Here is a 15,993-nt window from a genome sequence, read left to right as displayed (position 1 = left end):
GGAATGTCAGGCTATGTTGGTGCTGTTCGTCTTGCTGGTTTGGGGAATGCTGGGTATTGGCTCCTTAGTGATCGATTGGGGGTATGTCAATCTCACCAGAGTGCAAATGCAAAATGTTGCAGATGCTGCGGCGGGGGAAGGCTTGCGTCTGCGTGATGTGGCCCCAGAGGATCCGGTTGCCAGTGATCTCAACCGCCGGGTGGCGGTGAGCCAGCTGGCCGCATGGACATATGATGATGACTTTGATCTGACCGACGATCTCCTGCAGTTTGGTGCGGGGCCTGATGTGTTCCTGACTGGAGGACAAACCGACCTCAATGCGATGCAGACATTAGACGTCCCGCCGGCCCCCGTCTACAAACCGGTATTGCAATGGAATGATGAAGCCAATGCCCGACATGGCGATATGGTCAGCGGGACGTTTGGGATTCCCGATCCCGGTTGTTCGGTGGAAGCCCCGCGCCGGGAATGTGCAAATTATACCCGGATCGATTTCGTCCCGGCTGAAGTGAACGCCAGTCCGATGGCCGATGCCTTTCTCGTGCGATTGCGGCGCTCCATAAAACCGGAACCCTTTCAAGGTCCGGCCGGCGTCGATAATGTGCCGGGAGTGAGTTCGGCCGGCCCGACCCTGCCGCTGGTGTTAGGACTTGGCTCACCTCTCCAGGCCCAAATCGATTCGCCTGGAATTCGTTTTACGGGCCTAACCGTGCGGGCGACAGCCATTGCCGATGCCCGCCCTGTTCGAGGAGTGGGTCTGCCGGATAGTTTGTCCGAGCCTCCCCGTCTGGGTGTTGCCCCGTTTGCGCTTGCCCGTGCAGCCTGGCGGGATTCTCTGGTGGTGGATGTTCCCAGTTCGGGCACTGTGAATGTTTCAGGCGTCGTGGAGGTTGGGTCCACAGTTGTCGGTCGGTTTCTCTTTCCGGTCACGAGCATTGGCGAACCTGTTCATGCTCGATTCCCTGAGGGAGGACGGGTGACGATCGACGGGTATGCGCCTCTCTACGAAGATTTTTTGGGGACGGAACGGGTGGTGGGATTTGCGCGGGTTGAAATGACCGGCACCGCGCCCGGTTCGGTACAGATTATCAGGCGACCGGGTCAAGTGGCTGTAGAAAATGCCACCGTCTCTCTCCTGCCTGCGTTTCCCCTTCTGCCGGAACCCGAATTGGCATTGTTGCTTTATGTTAATCGTGACATTCAGAAAGAGGGAGCCCTGCTGGCTCCGGCGCTGGTTCGTTAAGGAGCAAACGTGCAATGGAAACGAATCTCCATATCCTCGTGGTAGGGAAATCCCCTGGACTCCGCGCGGAATTTGATTCCGCGCTTCAGGGTGTGGGCAGTTACCGATGCGTCACGGTCTATGCCGAGTCATTCCGTCATGCGGAAGAGCTAGCCAGGAACCGCCGGCCTCAATTGATTTGTGTCGAGATGAATGGAGATCTTCGCGGCATGAAGGAGTTTACGATTGATGTGTCTCAGATGTTGCCGGGAACCGCTATCGCCGGCTTGTACAAGCCCGATCTTTTTGAATCCGATCAATCGGAAAGCGCATTTATTCTTGAAGGCGTCCGGGCGCGTATTCAGGATTTCCTCCGGCACCCGCTCTCCAGCACCGAAATTCGACAGGTCCTCGACCGGGTTTTTGTGCAGGGAAAGACCAAATCCAGCCTGTCCCCGCTCGGCCATATCGTCTCGTTTGTCAGCAACAAAGGGGGAGTGGGGAAATCGACGATTTCAGTCAATATGGCGTGTTTGCTGGCCAGTCGCCATCCCGGCCAGGTGTTGCTGGTGGATGCGTCTTTGCAGTTGGGCGTTGCCGCAGTGATGCTTGATCTGAATCCCCGAACGACCATTGTGGACGCCGTTCGTGAAAAAGGACGTCTTGATGAGACGTTGCTTCGCGAATTGACCGTGTCTCATCCGTGCGGGTTGGCGCTTCTGGCCGCGCCGGGGGATGCGGCCGAAGCGTCTGAGGTGGATGAGGAATCCATGTATCGTATTTTGAACTTAGCGCGGCGAACGTTCATGTACGTGGTGGTTGATACGTTCCCCATGTTGGATAGTGTCGTGATGACGGTGTTGGATCTGTCCACCTTTACCTATGTCGTGATGCAGGGAACGGCGCCCAATGTCATTGGCACGGCCAAACTGCTTCCAATTTTGGAGGGGCTTGGATGTCCGGTCGAGCGTCAGCGTTTGGTTCTGAATCAGAACTACCGGAATTTTGCCGGAAATTTGACGCAAACGGAGATTGAGGAGCGGTTGATGAGAGAATTTCATTATGCCTTTCCCTATCAAAAGAAACTGTTAACCTGCGCCAATCTCGGGGAACCGTATATTCTCCAAACTACCCGATACTTCGGGTTCGGACGTAGCGCCTATCTGTTGGTTGGGGAAATTGAGCAGTTAGCGGACCGGGCGGTTGCCGCGGAAATTGATCACTTGGCGAAACTGATGAACGAGGAGCCGGCCTGACCGTTCCATTACCATGAGCGAACAGGATTTTCCATTACCTTCGTCATCAGAGAGCCGGCCGCCCGTTCCGTTTGGAAAATCATTAAGTGCGGATACGGCCTCGAGGCTCAAGGCTGCGCTGAAACGTCCGGCGATGAACGTGGTCAAAGACGAAGCATTGCTGGATGATCCACTGGCGCGAGTCAAGCATGCCGATTTTCTGTCGATAAAAAGCGCCCTTCAGGAGCGACTCCTGAATGAAATCGGAGAACATTTGGCCGCTGGACTCAATCATGAGGATGTATCGGCCGTAGTGAAGGAGTTTACCGCGCGGATTTTAGAATCGGAGCACATTCCCTTGAATCAGGCGGAGCAGGGACGGCTGGCCGAAGAATTGACCGAGGAAGCCATTGGTTTGGGGCCCTTGACTCCGCTGTTGGCCGATCCGGCTGTGACGGATATTCTTGTCAACGGCCACCAGTCAGTCTATGTGGAGCGGTATGGCCGGTTGGAAAAAACTGACGTTCAGTTTCTGGACGACGATCATGTGATTCGGGTGATCGAGCGGATTGCGGCGCAAATGGGCCGGAGGGTGGATACGGCCTCTCCAATGGTGGATCTACGCCTGGCGGATGGCACGCGGGTTAATGCCACCCTGCCTCCGGCGACGATCGATGGGCCGACCCTCTCCATTCGGCGGTTTGGCGTCCGTCGGCTCCGGCGGAATGATCTCCTGGGACTGGGAACGCTGTCGCCGGATATGGCGACGTTTCTGGAGCTTGTGGTTCGTGGCAAGAAAAATCTTCTGATTTCAGGTGGAACGGGGGCCGGGAAATCCACCTTGTTGGGGGCGTTGTCGGAGGCTATTCCCTTTCACGAGCGCATCATTACGATTGAAGATACCGCGGAATTACACCTGGATCAGGAACATGTGGTCCGGATGGAAACCCGCCAGCCGAATATCGAGGGCAAAGGGCGGATTTTGGCTAGGGATCTGGTGGTGAATGCCTTACGGATGCGGCCGGACCGGATCATCGTCGGGGAAGTTCGTGGACCGGAATCCCTGGATATGTTGCAAGCTATGAATACCGGTCATGAAGGCAGCATGAGCACGGTTCACGCCAATTCCCCCCGTGATGCGTTGTCGCGGTTGGAAACCATGGTGCTTTTTGCGGGCACGGAATTGCCTTCCCGCGCCATTCGAGAGCAAATGGTTTCTGCCCTTCATCTTATTATTCAGGTCCGGCGGTATGAAGACGGCGTGCGCCGGATCGAAACGATTGCGGAAATGACCGGCATGGAGGGCCTGACCCCTCTCATGCAGGACATCTTTCAGTTCCGGCGGCGCGGGTTTCGGGGAAAGCGTGTGGCCGGAGAATTTGTGCCGACCGGTATCGTTCCAAGAGTGGTTGAAGAATTGCGTGAACAGCATATCGACATTCCCCTGTCCCTGTTTACCGGAGGAAGAGATCTCCATGGGTTTTCGTGAATTTGCGGGGTTGATGGCGATTGGTCTGATTGTCGGGCTGTCCGTTTGGTGGTGGAGAAACTTCTCTTTTCGGGTGGCCACTCAGGCCAGGCTTGCGCAGGATGGGGCAGGGCGGGAATCCCCTCAGACCGGTCGGTCGGTCCGGCGCGTATTCCCTCCCCGTTATCGTATCATTCCCGCGTGTCTAGGAGTGGGGGCAAGTGTTGGCCTATTTTATTTCGTGGAGTTCTCTCCCCCGTTTGCCGGAGCCGCAGGGCTGATGCTTGGAGTGTTAGGATTTTTACTGGAGTCTATTATTGCCGGCAAGCGCTTGAGCCGCATTGAAACCCAATTGGCCGATTCGATCGATCTAATGGTGGGGGCCTTACAGGCGGGGTTATCACTCCCCAAGGCGCTGGATACTGCTCGACAGGAGTCTGTCGCGCCTCTACGGCCGTATTTGGATAACCTTGTGCGAAAAATCCGTCTGGGAGAAAACCCCGCAACTGCAGTTCGAGAATTGGGAGAGCGGGTTCCGTTGGAAACCTTTCAACTGTTTTCGCTGACGCTCTCGGCCCAGTGGTGGACAGGAGGGAGTTTGGCCCCCACCTTGTCCGTTGTGGGAAGAACGATTCGGGACCGGATTGAACTCTCCCGGCGTATTCGGACCCAAGCCGTAGAGGCTAAAGCCTCGGTGATCGGGGTGTTGGCCATATCCTATGTGTTGACGTTCATCATGTGGAGGGCGAATCCCCGCCCGTTAGAGAATTTTTTCAATAGTGACATCGGATCCTTGCTGGCGGGAGCAGCTATCGGATTGCAAGCGTTGGGCATCGTGTGGATTAACCGGATCAGTCAGGTCAAATTTTAGGTGAGGTCGTCATGAATCAAATGTGGTATTTCGGCCTGATTATTGTCGCGATTGTGGCATCAGTCATGTTGACGCCCTGGGCGGGTATGTTTGTCGCGCTTCTTCTGCTGTTGTTCGGAATGGTTTCTTGGGCAAGTCGTCACCGGAGTGTTGAGCGGGTGCGGGACACTCTGGAGTCGGAACGTTCTGTTCTGGAACTTGGACGGGCACGCTCCGAGTGGTGGCTGCGCCGGTGGTTGTTTTTGTCGGGGTTTCGAGGGCGATTGGCGCCCGTGATCTTTATGGGACTTACCGGAGGAGCGCTAGCTCTGGGAATCGCGAGTGCATATATCATGAACCGGTCTGGAGTGGTCGATGTGATGGTGGTGCCACTGCAGGGTATTCCAGGAGGAATCGGGGAGGCTTTTATTTCCGTGGCCTATGCGGGCCCCTGGATCGTGCTTTCCCTGTTAGCCAGCATTCCATTGCTGGTGGTTCGTGCGTCCCGTCGCCAACGGGTCATGGATGTCGACCATGACCTTCCTTTGATGCTGGAATTGCTGGCCACGCTGACAGAAGGGGGACTGAGTTTTGATGCGGCCCTGAATAAAATACTCGGGGCCCAGTTTCGCACCAGGCCTTTGTCGCAGGAGTTTCGTACCTACCATCGAGAACTGCAGCTGGGTGTGTCCAGATTGCAGGGTCTTCGACGGCTGGCCTACCGTTTGGAAGTGACTTCCGTCTCGTTCCTGATTTCCGCATTGATTCAAAGCGAACAAGTAGGGGCAAGTATTGCCACGACGCTTCGCCGTCAGGCCGACGATCTCCGGAACCGTCGCCGAGAGCAGGCTTTGATGCTTGCTCAAGCCCTTCCCGTCAAATTGGTGGTTCCGCTCATTCTTTGCTTTCTCCCGGGAATATTCGTGTCCACGCTCGGTCCCTCGTTACATCAACTGGTGAACCTTGTGAGCGGGATGACGGGAGGGATTCGGTAATGGTCTGGCCTGTGAGGCCCTACACAGCAGAGGAGTCGACGTGAAGTTGTGGGCTGCCTCTGGGTTGATAGTTGGTCTGCTTGTCTGTTCGGCGTGCGCCGATGCCCCTTATCTTCGAAATCAATACGAAACGGCCTGCACGTTACCCGATCTTCAACTGGCCGAAGCGTGGGACTTGCTGGAGGAAGCCCGATCGACCTCTGGCGGATGCGACCGCGATGCCCGCGGAATGGATCGTTGCCGTGCGCTGCGCGGTGAAATTGAAAGAATTGCGTTTGTTTGTCCAAACCACATTCCTTCTTTGATGACGACGGCTGTTCTGGCCTATGAGGACAGGGACTTGGGGAAAGCCGGGGAACGGCTCACATCCATTTTGGATTTGGTCAAAGTGCATCCGGATGCCGCGGTGTTACGGGCACGGATTGCTCTGGAAGAAGGGAATCTTCCGTTCGCCCTTACCTTCCTGAAACAGCGCATGGAGCTGTCTCCTGACCATGCTCAGCTCCGGGAGGTGTATGCGGCCACCCTGTTTCTTTCCGGGCGACTTGAAGAAGCCAGGACTCAATTGGCGGTGGCCGAACAACTCGGGGCCCCTCGATGGCGGGTTGCATATCATCTCGGGCTGTTTGAAGAACGGAAGGGAGAGCTACAGAAAGCGCGCCTCCTGTACCAGGAATCTGCGGATTTAAAGGCTGATTGGAATCTACCCATTTCCCGGTTGCACGGGCTATTGGCCAAGCCTCTTTCAGATAAAAAGCCGTCTGCTCTGGATGGAGGTTATTTCGAGCTTCCTTCGCTTCTCAAGTAGAAGCATGTTGTTTCGGCTACGAAACCCGCGCTCTCCCTGGCCGGTCGCACATCAAAGTTGAGGAGGAAAAATCTCAAGTGGCTCTCTTTTCTTGAGTGATTAAGGACAGGTGCTGCCCTTTTACTCTGGCTCATGTGTTGCGTGGTTGTCTCTTTCTGTTGCCTGATGTTTGGAGGCAGAAGTCATGTTCGGGCAAGACCAGGTTGAATGATTCCCCTCTATTGTTAAAGAGATGCCACGGCATCCCGGATTTGTGTTGTTGCGCGAAGGTGAGGGTCTTCCCCTCTGGTTGTCCATGTTTCAACCATGGATGGTGTAATGCATAGGCTTTGCCCAAAGGTGAGAGTGATGGGATGACGCTTAGGGGTCTTAGCATCTGGGGGCCAGACCTCAAAACTTCCATCAATTTTGACCGGGATAATGGGGATGTGTAATTCACAGGCAAGAACCCCGAGACCTTTTTTAAAGGGTAGGAGTCGTCCATCAAGGCTTCGCTCTCCTTCCGGAAAAATAAGGAGACTTTTTCCCTTCCGGAGAAGGGCGACTGAGGCCTTGAGAACTGTCACCATGGGCGTCTCCGGCCCCACGGGAATCACATGACCCACGCGTGCGACCCATCGACGAAACGGTGATCGAAAAAAGGGTTCCCAGCCAAGAGTGTAAAGTTGTGAAAAGGTGGATGGTGGCACAGTCCCCAAAATAATAAAGGGATCAATAAAACTCAGATGGTTGGCCGCCAGGATAAAAGGTCCCTCTTTGGGTAGATGTGTGAGGCCTTTGACAGTCAATGGAAAGACTATGCGGGAGAAGCTTCCTACGATAGCCATTCCTATTTGTCCGATGATTTTATTCCCTCTGGAAAGCGGAGCGAGGACTGTTTTTGTCAGGGCTGGAGGGAGTGGGGTTTCAAAGATTTGATGCCAGGAGGAGGTGGTTTCTGTCTGTGCGGCGGGAATTTGCTGGAGGGCCATGAGCTTGGTAATAACATCACGCACCGTGACGATTTCTCCCATGAACGTTTCCGGGACCGGCCCCAACCGGCTTTCGAGGGCGGCTTGAAATTCGACGCGTTTCAACGAGTCGAATCCCAAGTCCAGATCCAGGTGATCGTCCAATCGTAGGGCGCGGTCTGCCGAAATCAGTCTGTTAAGCGTTTGAATAACCGCTTGGCCTATGGTTGTTTCGCGAATCTCCTGGTCCGTCTCAGGTTCCTGCTCCGGTGCGGGTTCAACTGCAGTCTGTTTTGTTTGAGTCATGGCAAGAACAAGATGCCGTTGGATTTTCCCTAAACGTGTACGGGGGAGGGGATCTTTGATGAAGGTCACACCACTAATCCGTTTGTATGGGGGAAGGGTTGCGGCGACACTATTGAGTGCATCTTTGATGTAGGTGGCGGAGTCATGGATTTTGTGTTCTCGTAAATAATCAAAATTTGGTACGACCACGGCATGAAGATGTTCGCCTTCCCCACCAGCACGGGGGAGCCCAAGGATGCAGAGTTCGGTAATTGCAGGATTCTGTTTGTAGGCTTCTTCCAATTCTTCGGGAAGAATGTTTTTCCCTCCAGGTGTGACGATCAGTTCCTTGATTCGTCCGGTGAGAAACAGGTATCCGTCTGAGTCCAGATAGCCTAGATCTCCGGTATGAAACCAGCCATCACGAATAGCCTCGGCTGTTTCAGCTGGTGCTTGGTCGTAGCCCTTCATCAAATTGGGTCCTCGTACCACCACTTCGCCAATTCCTGATTCGTTCGGCTGATCGATTCGCACCTCGACGCTGGCGAGTGGTGGGCCGACGGAGCCCGGTTTCAGGCGAGACAAGGAACTGAAGGCAACCACGGGCGCCGTTTCCGTGAGCCCGTACCCTTCACGAACCGTAAATCCCAGATTGCCTAAATCCTTCGAAATTTGTGGATCGAGTTTGGCTCCGCCGCTGCATAAAAGGTGAAGCGAGGGCCCAAACCGGCGGTGAACAGGAGCAAAAAACCGTCGTCCGGGATTCCATCTGGTATGGGTTCTCACAAAATCCGACAGGCTGAGTAGAAGCCTGATGATCCAACGGACCAATCCCGGACGTCGGTCGAGTTCTTCAAAAATCGATCGACGAATCATGGTAAAAATTTGTGGGACCCCTACGGCGATCGTGATCCCGGTCTCATGAATACATTGCACCAGATCCGGCCCCTTGAGTGATGATAGGAAGGTCATTCTTGCACCCAGGAATATGGGAACGAGGTAGGCGATCATGAAGGGATAGGCATGGTGTAGCGGGAGCATCACTAGGAAGTTATCTTCCGGCCCCGCTAAGTCTTTTCCAATAATGTCTTTGGCGTTGGCCATAAAATTCCGGTGAGTGAGTAGCACGCCTTTAGGTTTTTTGGTTGTGCCAGAGGTATAAAGTAACGAAGCCACGTCGTCCGGATTCACTCGCAGGTCAACGGAGGGTTTTTCCTGTCCTTGTTCCATGAGGTCCTTCATGGACAGGTGGTGAGATTCTGTAAGGGAATCCATGTTCACGACGGTGATGGTGGCTGGAAGGTTTCGGATCAGGTCTACGGTTTTTGAGCTCACGAAGACAAACCGACTGTTGGACGTGGTGAGGAAGGACAGAAGTTGCTCCTGTGGCATCTGAATATCCAGGGGAACGGCTGTGGCGCCGACGGTGAGAATGCTGAGATGAGCGATCACCCATTCCGGACAATTTTCAGCCACAATGGCGACGCGATGCCCCGGATGAAGTCCATGCTCATGAAGACTGCTTGCCAGTCCCCGAACAAGCTTCGACACTTCCCCGTAGGTCTGTTGTCGATAGTCATCCCCTTCTTTTATTTGCAGGACCACATGATCGGCGGCGATTGCCGAGAGTGCGAAAAACGCCTCAGGAATCGTATCTGGAAGGTGAGTGGGAGCGATGAGAGGAGCCTGCATCGTTTGAGTCTCCTAAAAGGGATGCCAAGAAAAGATGCAAAAGCAAGTCTACCCGAATGGGGGCATGGTTCCAAGACAAGACTTGGGTAGCGGAAACCGACTCTAAAAAAGCGGCAGATTGTTGTGATGAATATTACTCAGCAGGAAGAGCGAAGATTTAATACACACCAGGCTACAAAAGCTTAACAAAAAAGCAAAAAAATCCGAAAAAGCCAGGAGATTTCTATTTAGGCGCCTGGTGTTTTGCGGTCGCTCCCTAACTGGTTATTTTGTTTTTTTCTTAAAAAAGGGATTGTTCTATGCCGTTCTTTAAAGTTGAAGATACCCGGGATCTTTGTGTCGGGACGTTTGTCAAACTGGAAGGGTCCTGGTTCAGCCATCCTTTTCCCACGAACACCTTTCAAATCAAATCCTCTGATGATCTGGCCACCATTCAAGCCCTCAAAAATGTCGTCATTCTCCAAGATCCCGACCGGTCCGCCTTGCTAGAGGCTGAGGAGGATTCAGATCAAAACCGGCGGCCCTTGAATTTCGAGGAGGATGCAAGCAGGGAGGAAGATACGGAGGCCATTTTTGAATCAGAATTGGATCCTCCTGCAGACAGCGGACCACTTATTAAAGAATCTTCTCTATCGACAATCCTGGATCGGCGGGAGGATTACCATGAATTTCAGGATCATTTGCGTAAGGTCGAAGGGGCGTATCAAAAATCCCTTGGACAGGGCAATGAATTGTTTCGGCAACTGAGTGAACGCCGACCGTCTGGACGTAAAACCGCGGATGCGATGATCACCAGTATTGTTACCGCCATACAACATCCCCACACGGCAATGTCTTTAATTGATGTTGTCGGTAGTAACGGTGCCACGTGGGGCTTGTCCGAACATGCCCTCAACGTGTGCACCTTGTCCCTACTCATTGGCCGTCAATTGGGTTTGGAAGCCGAAGGATTGCTTGATCTCGGGCGTGGAGCCCTCTTCCATGATGTGGGTTATCGCGCGTTACCAATGAACGTACGATTTAGTGCGGGTGGCATGAAAATCGAATCGGATCCGGAGTTGGGGAAACGTCATACGGAGGTAGGGCGACAGCTCATGGCGGCCTTCCCGGATACCAGTCCGGCAGTATTGGAAATGATTGGTCACCATCATGAACGACTGGATGGTTCGGGGTTTCCCAAAGGCATGAGGGCAGGTGCCCTCTCGTTGCCGACCAAAATTGTCATGGTGGCAGATCATTATGATGAACTCTGCAATGCCCCTGATCTGCAAACGAGTCTCACTCCCCATGCGGCCCTGTCCCGTCTCTTTCGCCACGTCGTCATGAAGGAAGAATTGTCCAGATTCTGTCCGGAGGTGGTGCAAGCCCTGGTGCAGGCCATTGGGGTCTATCCGCCAGGGAGCCTGGTAGAATTAACGGACGGATTTCTCGGGGTCGTGGCTCGGATCAATATTCATCACCCCACAAGACCGACAGTGTTGTTGTATGCGCCTTGGATTTGCCGAAGTGATGGAATGTTGGTCAATTTGGCGCAAGAGCCTGAGTTGGAAATCAAGCAAGCTCTCCATGTCAAGGATGTACCCTTGAATGCCCTAGTGTATTTGAGTCCCCGTCGAATGGCCATGTTTGTGCATGCGACCGAACCCACAACCATGGCGTTCAACAGCAGACGGCGGCGGTAATCTCCCAAACCCACCCTGAAGTGTGAACCGGAGTTGATGTGGAGCCGGATACATTTTCTTCAGAAATGAAGTCTGTCTCTAACCACTGTCTAGTATCGGGATGGCCTTGGGTTATGCTTCGAAATGTCGATGGATAAAAAGAAATTCTTCATACAAAATTCTGACGCCAACGCCGACCATATTTTGGCTCCGAATAAAGCTAACCGGAATTTCATCCTGCGGTTCTCACCGGAAGGATTTTTCCCCTGAAAGGCGCCTTTTCCATTTCCTTGGAGAAACAATAATCCGAGGCGATGAAATCCGGACCAATCAACAAACAGACCAGATCGGCCTGTTCTAATTGTTGGAGGATTTTCGCCTCCCAAGGCTCGCCGGGATACAATTGCCGGTCGTGCCCGAACTCGAGGGGAAAAACTTCGTTTTAAAATTTTCAAACACACTTTCATCCGTTCCAAATAGGGATCTTGATTCTTGTGGGGATAGGAAATGAAGACCCGCCCGCGCCGGGTCGGGCGGGACGGGTCGGGAAAGATTTTCTGATCCATATCAAGCTCCGGTAACTGGAGAAACCCATGATAGGGCCGACCCTCCACAATGTCTTGTGCACGGGAAATCACCTGCGGCTTTCCCTTTTGCCGGGCTTGCTCCAAAACCGCAAGCGCCACAAAATCCCTTCCGTCCAGACTCAGTGGTGCGAGCAGTGTAAGGTCGGTGAGCCGATTGTTGCTGCAGTGGAGGGTAGTCAACTGTTCCATGGCGGTCAGGGGTGCCAGGTATTGAACGCCTACCTTACTAATATTCCGTGGCGCAACCCTGGAAGCTGGGCAAATTCCTGCGGAAGAAGAGGAATGGTTCCCTTTGGACCCTTCCAAGATTCCACACTCTGTTGCAGGGCTAGCTCTTCCAGCCAGGTCAGCTCGAAGAGCTCCGGCGGGAGTCGATCCCAGATGAGGCAGGACAGGTCCAGCGACGCGGCCAGGGTGTCTTTGGCCTCTCCTATGCGCCGAAGAGCTTGTTGATAGTCTCGCTCGATTTGATCTGGATTCACGGGAGTCCACTCTACCAAGCTGATTTTAAGTTTGGAACTGGAAACTCCCCCATTTGAGATTGGGCTTAGGTTTTCCCAACTCGATCGTGGAATGAGTGCAGATTAGCGAGCTTGTTGTATTAACCAGCCTTTGGCTTCCGGGTAAAATTGGCCTAGAATTTCTTGGCTCATCCCTGAGAGTAGAGGAGCGAGGTTAGTCCGGATGCGATCGGTAATTCCGGTTAAGGGTTGTGGAGATTGGGTCAGTTTCCAGAGTTGGTGAAGATCGTCCTTTCGTTGTTCAAGAGCTTTTTCCGTGGCGCGTTGCCAAAAGAGGGGAAACTCTCTTGGGTCAGTGTAGTCACCCTTTCCCCTCCCGCAATGGGTCACCGCTAAATAGCGTAGCAACGCATCGCGTGTTTGCCGGTCGAGAAAGGCAGGAACCCAGGATATTCGATTGGAATCTTCTGTTTCCTGACTTTTGGCATAGGTCCGTTCGGCTAATGCTCCAAGGATGGCTCCACCAATGGTAAAGGCGCCATGAGAGAGTCCTCCGGTGGCTAAGTCTGAAGCCAATCCGGCGGCGGCTCCGCTGGCTAGTGCTCCCCAGAACGTTTCTTCTTCCCATGGTTTTCTTTCACCCGGCACGGTCACATCTTCAATCCTGGACTTGAGTGTGTGTGGGACATTGCCGGTTAACCCATGTAACTCGATCAGGTCTGCCGTGACGGCTGAGATACGTTGGGCTAATCGTTGGTCCAGGGCGTGAATGGCATTTTTGATTTGCGGCTTTTTTGAGAGCCCCGTCGGCTCTTGGGAAAGGCGTTCTCCATCCAGGGCGGTCTCGGCTAAGAGTTGAGCGAGACGGGTCATGGATGCATCAAAGATCTGCCGGTGGGTGGCATACCAGGCCTTTTCTAATTTTTTCATCGTGTGATGTTTTTCCGGGGGCAAGGCCTGAGTGACGTGATCCCATAAAACACCTTCTTGAACCCAGCAACGCGTAAAGGCGTCCAAGCTCATCACGTCTTTAATGACGCGATGATTGACCCAATGTTGCCTCCAAAGGGATTCCAATTGTCGCTGTTCTTGTGGATGGATCAGGCCGGTTTGATTCACTAGCACAATGACGGGCTTATCGAGCCACGTGAGAAGATCTAGTTCAGGCTGAAGATAGCCCGCCATGGACGGGTCCTCTGCAGCGTTGACGAGGTATAACACGACGTCAGCTTCATCCCTGACGTTTCGGATCGCTTGCTGACTGCACCAAAACGGTTTGTCTGCTATACGGTCCCAGACTTGAGACACCATCCACCCAATCGGGTTGGTGAGTCCTTGAAGTCGGCCCAAGAGCTTGTGGCTATTTCCAAAACCTGGGGTATCCCACAGGTTGAGCTGTGAGCCATCAGAAGTCTCCAGCAAAACAAAGTGTTCATTTTGAAGTGTGACATGGGCCTGATCGAGCACCTGTCCGATGTCGCGACGCAACAGAGTGCGGGCCAAGGTGGTCTTCCCGATATTCGTGTGGGAAATGAGTGAAAGAGTGATGGAGGAAGGCGCCGTCATGTCATCTCACCTTTTGGGGGCCAAAGAGCAGCTTGTGCTTTCTCAAGAAGCTGGTCGCGGAGGGTGTTCTTTGCATCGAACATCACGATTTGCAGGTGGTGGTCGTTGGCGAGTCGTTGCCAGGTTTGTTGCCGTCCTGTCATTTGTGCCTGATCAGCCAAGTGGCGATAGGGTTCCTGGTCCAGAACAAGGAGTAAGTGATGTTGTCCGTTACAGGGTTCGATTGAGGTTTGAAGCATATGGAATAGTTCACCGTGCACCTCCGCTTCCGGGGTTTGCGCCAGATTACAAACGAGAACCATCGTTTGGGGTGAGGAGTTTGTCTGCAACCAGGGAACACTTGTCTGTCCATAAGGAAGCGGGTCTCTCCAATGCAAAGTCGCCTGATTGCCAAGGAGGTCCAGGAGGCATTGTCCCAAGAAATCCAAAGTGGCCGGGGAGGGTTGATAACTGTACGGCAGAATGTCAATTTGGATGCCTTGTCCGCGTTCAGTACTCAGCAACTGCAGATAGTACGGCTCATTGAGATTGAGCGGGATGGATTCCGCGGCTTTATGTGCAAAACGTGCGGATAGCCAGGCCAGGATTACCCGAGGTATGACGATTCCCACAAAGGCCGTCAGTGCCCACATATGCATCCACGGAGCAGCAGAGCCATGGTTGGGAGCTTGAAGATCTGCAAAGTCTATAGTTGATGGAAAGGGAAAACCCAGAAGCCAGGCTGCAGGTCCCAAGAGTAGGTGTAAGACCGTATGCACCTGTGTCGCTGATAAGAAGGTGCTTTCCCAGGTGGCTTGATAATCTAAAACTAGTCCACGAACGTACATACTGAGGATGATGCCCAGCGCCAGACAGGCTGATCCAATATGCAGCAGATGACGAACGCGACTGATAATGATGGGATGACAGTGTTTCCACCATAGGTTCATAAATCGTTCGGTAGACTGAGGGATCCACTCTCTGCCGGCACCTTCAGGTAAAGCAATCTTTGGCCATGGTCCTTTCCCCAACCATTTGTTTGTGGTGGCCAATCCTTTGGACAGGTGCCGGAGAAGTGGCCCGCTTGGGTCGTTTCCAAGGAGCGGCAGCAGAATGTTACCGGTATAGGTCCCAATGTTCCATAAAAGCAGAAACAAGAGTGGAAAATTTAAGAGATTGACTTGTTGAGATGTTCCTAGTCCATTGATGAGAAGGCCGGCAGCTAAGGCCGGTATCGCCACGAAAGTGAATGGAATCGTGACCTGAACACCTCGAAATGACTCCGTGATGATGGGGTAAGAAGTGGAGAGAAAATTCCAGAGGGATTCAGCCCGATTTATGAGAAATTGTATTGAGCTTTCAGTAGATGGGTTTGGCTGGTGAGACGAGCGTGCTTTTGCTTGTTGGGTGGCCCATTGTCTGGTGGAATGTGAGATGTAACGTGCCTGCGGGTCTGATTGTTCCAGCGCCTGGATTAATAAAATCTTTGATGCGGCTCTCGAATTCATGACTGGAGCTATTTTGGAATCTGAATCGGTGACATTCTTAGGATGTGGTGACTATGCAAGGACGGAGTTGACCTACGATCATGACTGATTTGACTGTTGTGTGGGTGTAGGAAGTGATGTTTTCTATTGGGTGAAAAATCGCTAATTGCATGGTGTTTGGTCGAGCCAAGGAAAATAGGAAACACCGGGCATGCTCACCATATTTGAGTTAGGAATGGAGTGAAACCGCACCTACCTGGTGTGACTCAGAAGGAGAAGCATGCAGTTGAGTCTCATGAGATTGGCAATTTTCACCACCATGGTCATGGGAAAGGAAAGAAATATTCCAACCGGTCCTCACACCTACCTCCAAAACACTAAGGACAGAAACACAACCCCGAGCCCAAAAACTCTCAGGACGACACCAAACATCGCCAGTGGTGATGCCATAATAATGGCAAGAAAAATCGATACAATAAGGGGGGCGAGGATAGGCTCTGCCGTCCGTATCCCATCCACAACAATGACAAATGTTGGGGGAGTTAGCAAGAATGGCCCAATTGGGAGATGGGTGGAAGTCAGTGGTTGAGTTTTCTGCTGGTTTGGGCATAATTGAAAATTGAATCCTGAAAAACCCTTCCATTTTTCAGGTATGATACCCGTTTCTTTCCTTCCCTGTCTTCGAGAACAGTTGTTGGTGCTATGAAAAGGAGGCAGCGGGAAAATGAAATTTCAAGAGGCTCTATG

13 protein-coding genes are annotated in these 15,993 nt (G+C 53.0%); 8 read left to right on the top strand and 5 right to left on the bottom strand.

Annotation, left to right across the window (positions count from 1 at the left end):
• Window positions 1-13 precede the first annotated feature (13 nt).
• The 6 genes from ACWHYD_RS20215 to ACWHYD_RS20190 are packed head-to-tail and all read left to right on the top strand — an operon-like array spanning window position 14 to window position 6,578.
• A complete protein-coding gene (locus ACWHYD_RS20215; RefSeq protein WP_447963798.1) occupies window positions 14-1,243 on the top strand; it encodes a Tad domain-containing protein in 1,230 nt (409 codons plus the stop codon).
• Between the two features lie 14 nt (window positions 1,244-1,257).
• The gene (locus tag ACWHYD_RS20210) at window positions 1,258-2,478 is read left to right on the top strand and encodes an AAA family ATPase (protein ID WP_447963797.1); all 1,221 of its coding nucleotides are present in this window, start codon (window positions 1,258-1,260) and stop codon (window positions 2,476-2,478) included.
• A 13-nt stretch (window positions 2,479-2,491) separates the two neighbouring features.
• Window positions 2,492-3,946, top strand: a complete 1,455-nt coding sequence (locus ACWHYD_RS20205; protein WP_447963796.1) for a CpaF family protein — start codon at window positions 2,492-2,494, stop codon at window positions 3,944-3,946.
• A complete protein-coding gene (locus ACWHYD_RS20200; RefSeq protein WP_447963795.1) occupies window positions 3,933-4,796 on the top strand; it encodes a type II secretion system F family protein in 864 nt (287 codons plus the stop codon). The genes ACWHYD_RS20205 and ACWHYD_RS20200 overlap by 14 nt, the downstream gene beginning before the upstream one ends.
• A gap of 11 nt (window positions 4,797-4,807) precedes the next feature.
• Window positions 4,808-5,770 (top strand): type II secretion system F family protein, encoded by a 963-nt coding sequence (locus ACWHYD_RS20195; protein WP_447963794.1) that lies wholly within the window; start codon window positions 4,808-4,810, stop codon window positions 5,768-5,770.
• Between the two features lie 40 nt (window positions 5,771-5,810).
• Window positions 5,811-6,578 (top strand): tetratricopeptide repeat protein, encoded by a 768-nt coding sequence (locus ACWHYD_RS20190; protein WP_447963793.1) that lies wholly within the window; start codon window positions 5,811-5,813, stop codon window positions 6,576-6,578.
• Between the two features lie 224 nt (window positions 6,579-6,802).
• On the opposite strand, the gene ACWHYD_RS20185 is transcribed toward ACWHYD_RS20190, so the two are convergent.
• Entirely contained in the window at window positions 6,803-9,505 is a 2,703-nt protein-coding gene (locus tag ACWHYD_RS20185; RefSeq protein ID WP_447963792.1) for an AMP-binding protein, read from the bottom strand.
• A 299-nt stretch (window positions 9,506-9,804) separates the two neighbouring features.
• Here ACWHYD_RS20185 and ACWHYD_RS20180 point away from each other — a divergent pair, with 299 nt between their 5' ends.
• A complete protein-coding gene (locus ACWHYD_RS20180) occupies window positions 9,805-11,187 on the top strand; it encodes an HD-GYP domain-containing protein (RefSeq protein WP_447963791.1) in 1,383 nt (460 codons plus the stop codon).
• A gap of 89 nt (window positions 11,188-11,276) precedes the next feature.
• Here ACWHYD_RS20180 and ACWHYD_RS20175 read toward each other — a convergent pair whose 3' ends face one another.
• From ACWHYD_RS20175 to ACWHYD_RS20160, 4 genes are all read right to left on the bottom strand, one after another.
• Window positions 11,277-11,942 carry a hypothetical protein gene (locus tag ACWHYD_RS20175; protein ID WP_447963790.1) on the bottom strand — a complete coding sequence of 222 codons (666 nt, stop codon included), beginning with the start codon at window positions 11,940-11,942 and terminating at the stop codon, window positions 11,277-11,279.
• 29 nt (window positions 11,943-11,971) lie between these two features.
• Window positions 11,972-12,235, bottom strand: coding sequence for a hypothetical protein (locus tag ACWHYD_RS20170; protein ID WP_447963789.1), 264 nt, complete (start codon window positions 12,233-12,235; stop codon window positions 11,972-11,974).
• Between the two features lie 102 nt (window positions 12,236-12,337).
• Window positions 12,338-13,780, bottom strand: coding sequence for a GTPase domain-containing protein (locus ACWHYD_RS20165; protein ID WP_447963788.1), 1,443 nt, complete (start codon window positions 13,778-13,780; stop codon window positions 12,338-12,340).
• Window positions 13,777-15,267: a DUF2868 domain-containing protein gene (locus ACWHYD_RS20160; RefSeq protein WP_447963787.1), complete on the bottom strand. Its 1,491-nt coding sequence runs from the start codon at window positions 15,265-15,267 to the stop codon at window positions 13,777-13,779. The genes ACWHYD_RS20165 and ACWHYD_RS20160 overlap by 4 nt, the downstream gene beginning before the upstream one ends.
• 259 nt (window positions 15,268-15,526) lie before the next feature.
• Here ACWHYD_RS20160 and ACWHYD_RS20155 point away from each other — a divergent pair, with 259 nt between their 5' ends.
• Window positions 15,527-15,835: a hypothetical protein gene (locus ACWHYD_RS20155; RefSeq protein WP_447963786.1), complete on the top strand. Its 309-nt coding sequence runs from the start codon at window positions 15,527-15,529 to the stop codon at window positions 15,833-15,835.
• Window positions 15,836-15,993 lie beyond the last annotated feature (158 nt).

The organism is Nitrospira sp. Ecomares 2.1 (genome assembly GCF_965152585.1).
The sequence above is the reverse complement of the archived record's forward strand: the minus strand, read 5'-3'. Positions and strand labels throughout refer to the sequence as shown.

Excerpts from the sequence above, each read along its gene's own strand:
- ACWHYD_RS20155 (WP_447963786.1), top strand. The coding sequence starts at position 15,527 with ATGCAGTTGAGTCTCATGAGATTGGCAATTTTCACCACCATGGTCATG.
- ACWHYD_RS20175 (WP_447963790.1), bottom strand. The coding sequence starts at position 11,942 with ATGGAACAGTTGACTACCCTCCACTGCAGCAACAATCGGCTCACCGAC.
- ACWHYD_RS20160 (WP_447963787.1), bottom strand. The coding sequence starts at position 15,267 with ATGAATTCGAGAGCCGCATCAAAGATTTTATTAATCCAGGCGCTGGAA.
- ACWHYD_RS20195 (WP_447963794.1), top strand. The coding sequence starts at position 4,808 with ATGAATCAAATGTGGTATTTCGGCCTGATTATTGTCGCGATTGTGGCA.
- ACWHYD_RS20180 (WP_447963791.1), top strand. The coding sequence starts at position 9,805 with ATGCCGTTCTTTAAAGTTGAAGATACCCGGGATCTTTGTGTCGGGACG.
- ACWHYD_RS20185 (WP_447963792.1), bottom strand. The coding sequence starts at position 9,505 with ATGCAGGCTCCTCTCATCGCTCCCACTCACCTTCCAGATACGATTCCT.
- ACWHYD_RS20205 (WP_447963796.1), top strand. The coding sequence starts at position 2,492 with ATGAGCGAACAGGATTTTCCATTACCTTCGTCATCAGAGAGCCGGCCG.
- ACWHYD_RS20210 (WP_447963797.1), top strand. The coding sequence starts at position 1,258 with ATGGAAACGAATCTCCATATCCTCGTGGTAGGGAAATCCCCTGGACTC.
- ACWHYD_RS20165 (WP_447963788.1), bottom strand. The coding sequence starts at position 13,780 with ATGACGGCGCCTTCCTCCATCACTCTTTCACTCATTTCCCACACGAAT.
- ACWHYD_RS20215 (WP_447963798.1), top strand. The coding sequence starts at position 14 with ATGTTGGTGCTGTTCGTCTTGCTGGTTTGGGGAATGCTGGGTATTGGC.
- ACWHYD_RS20200 (WP_447963795.1), top strand. The coding sequence starts at position 3,933 with ATGGGTTTTCGTGAATTTGCGGGGTTGATGGCGATTGGTCTGATTGTC.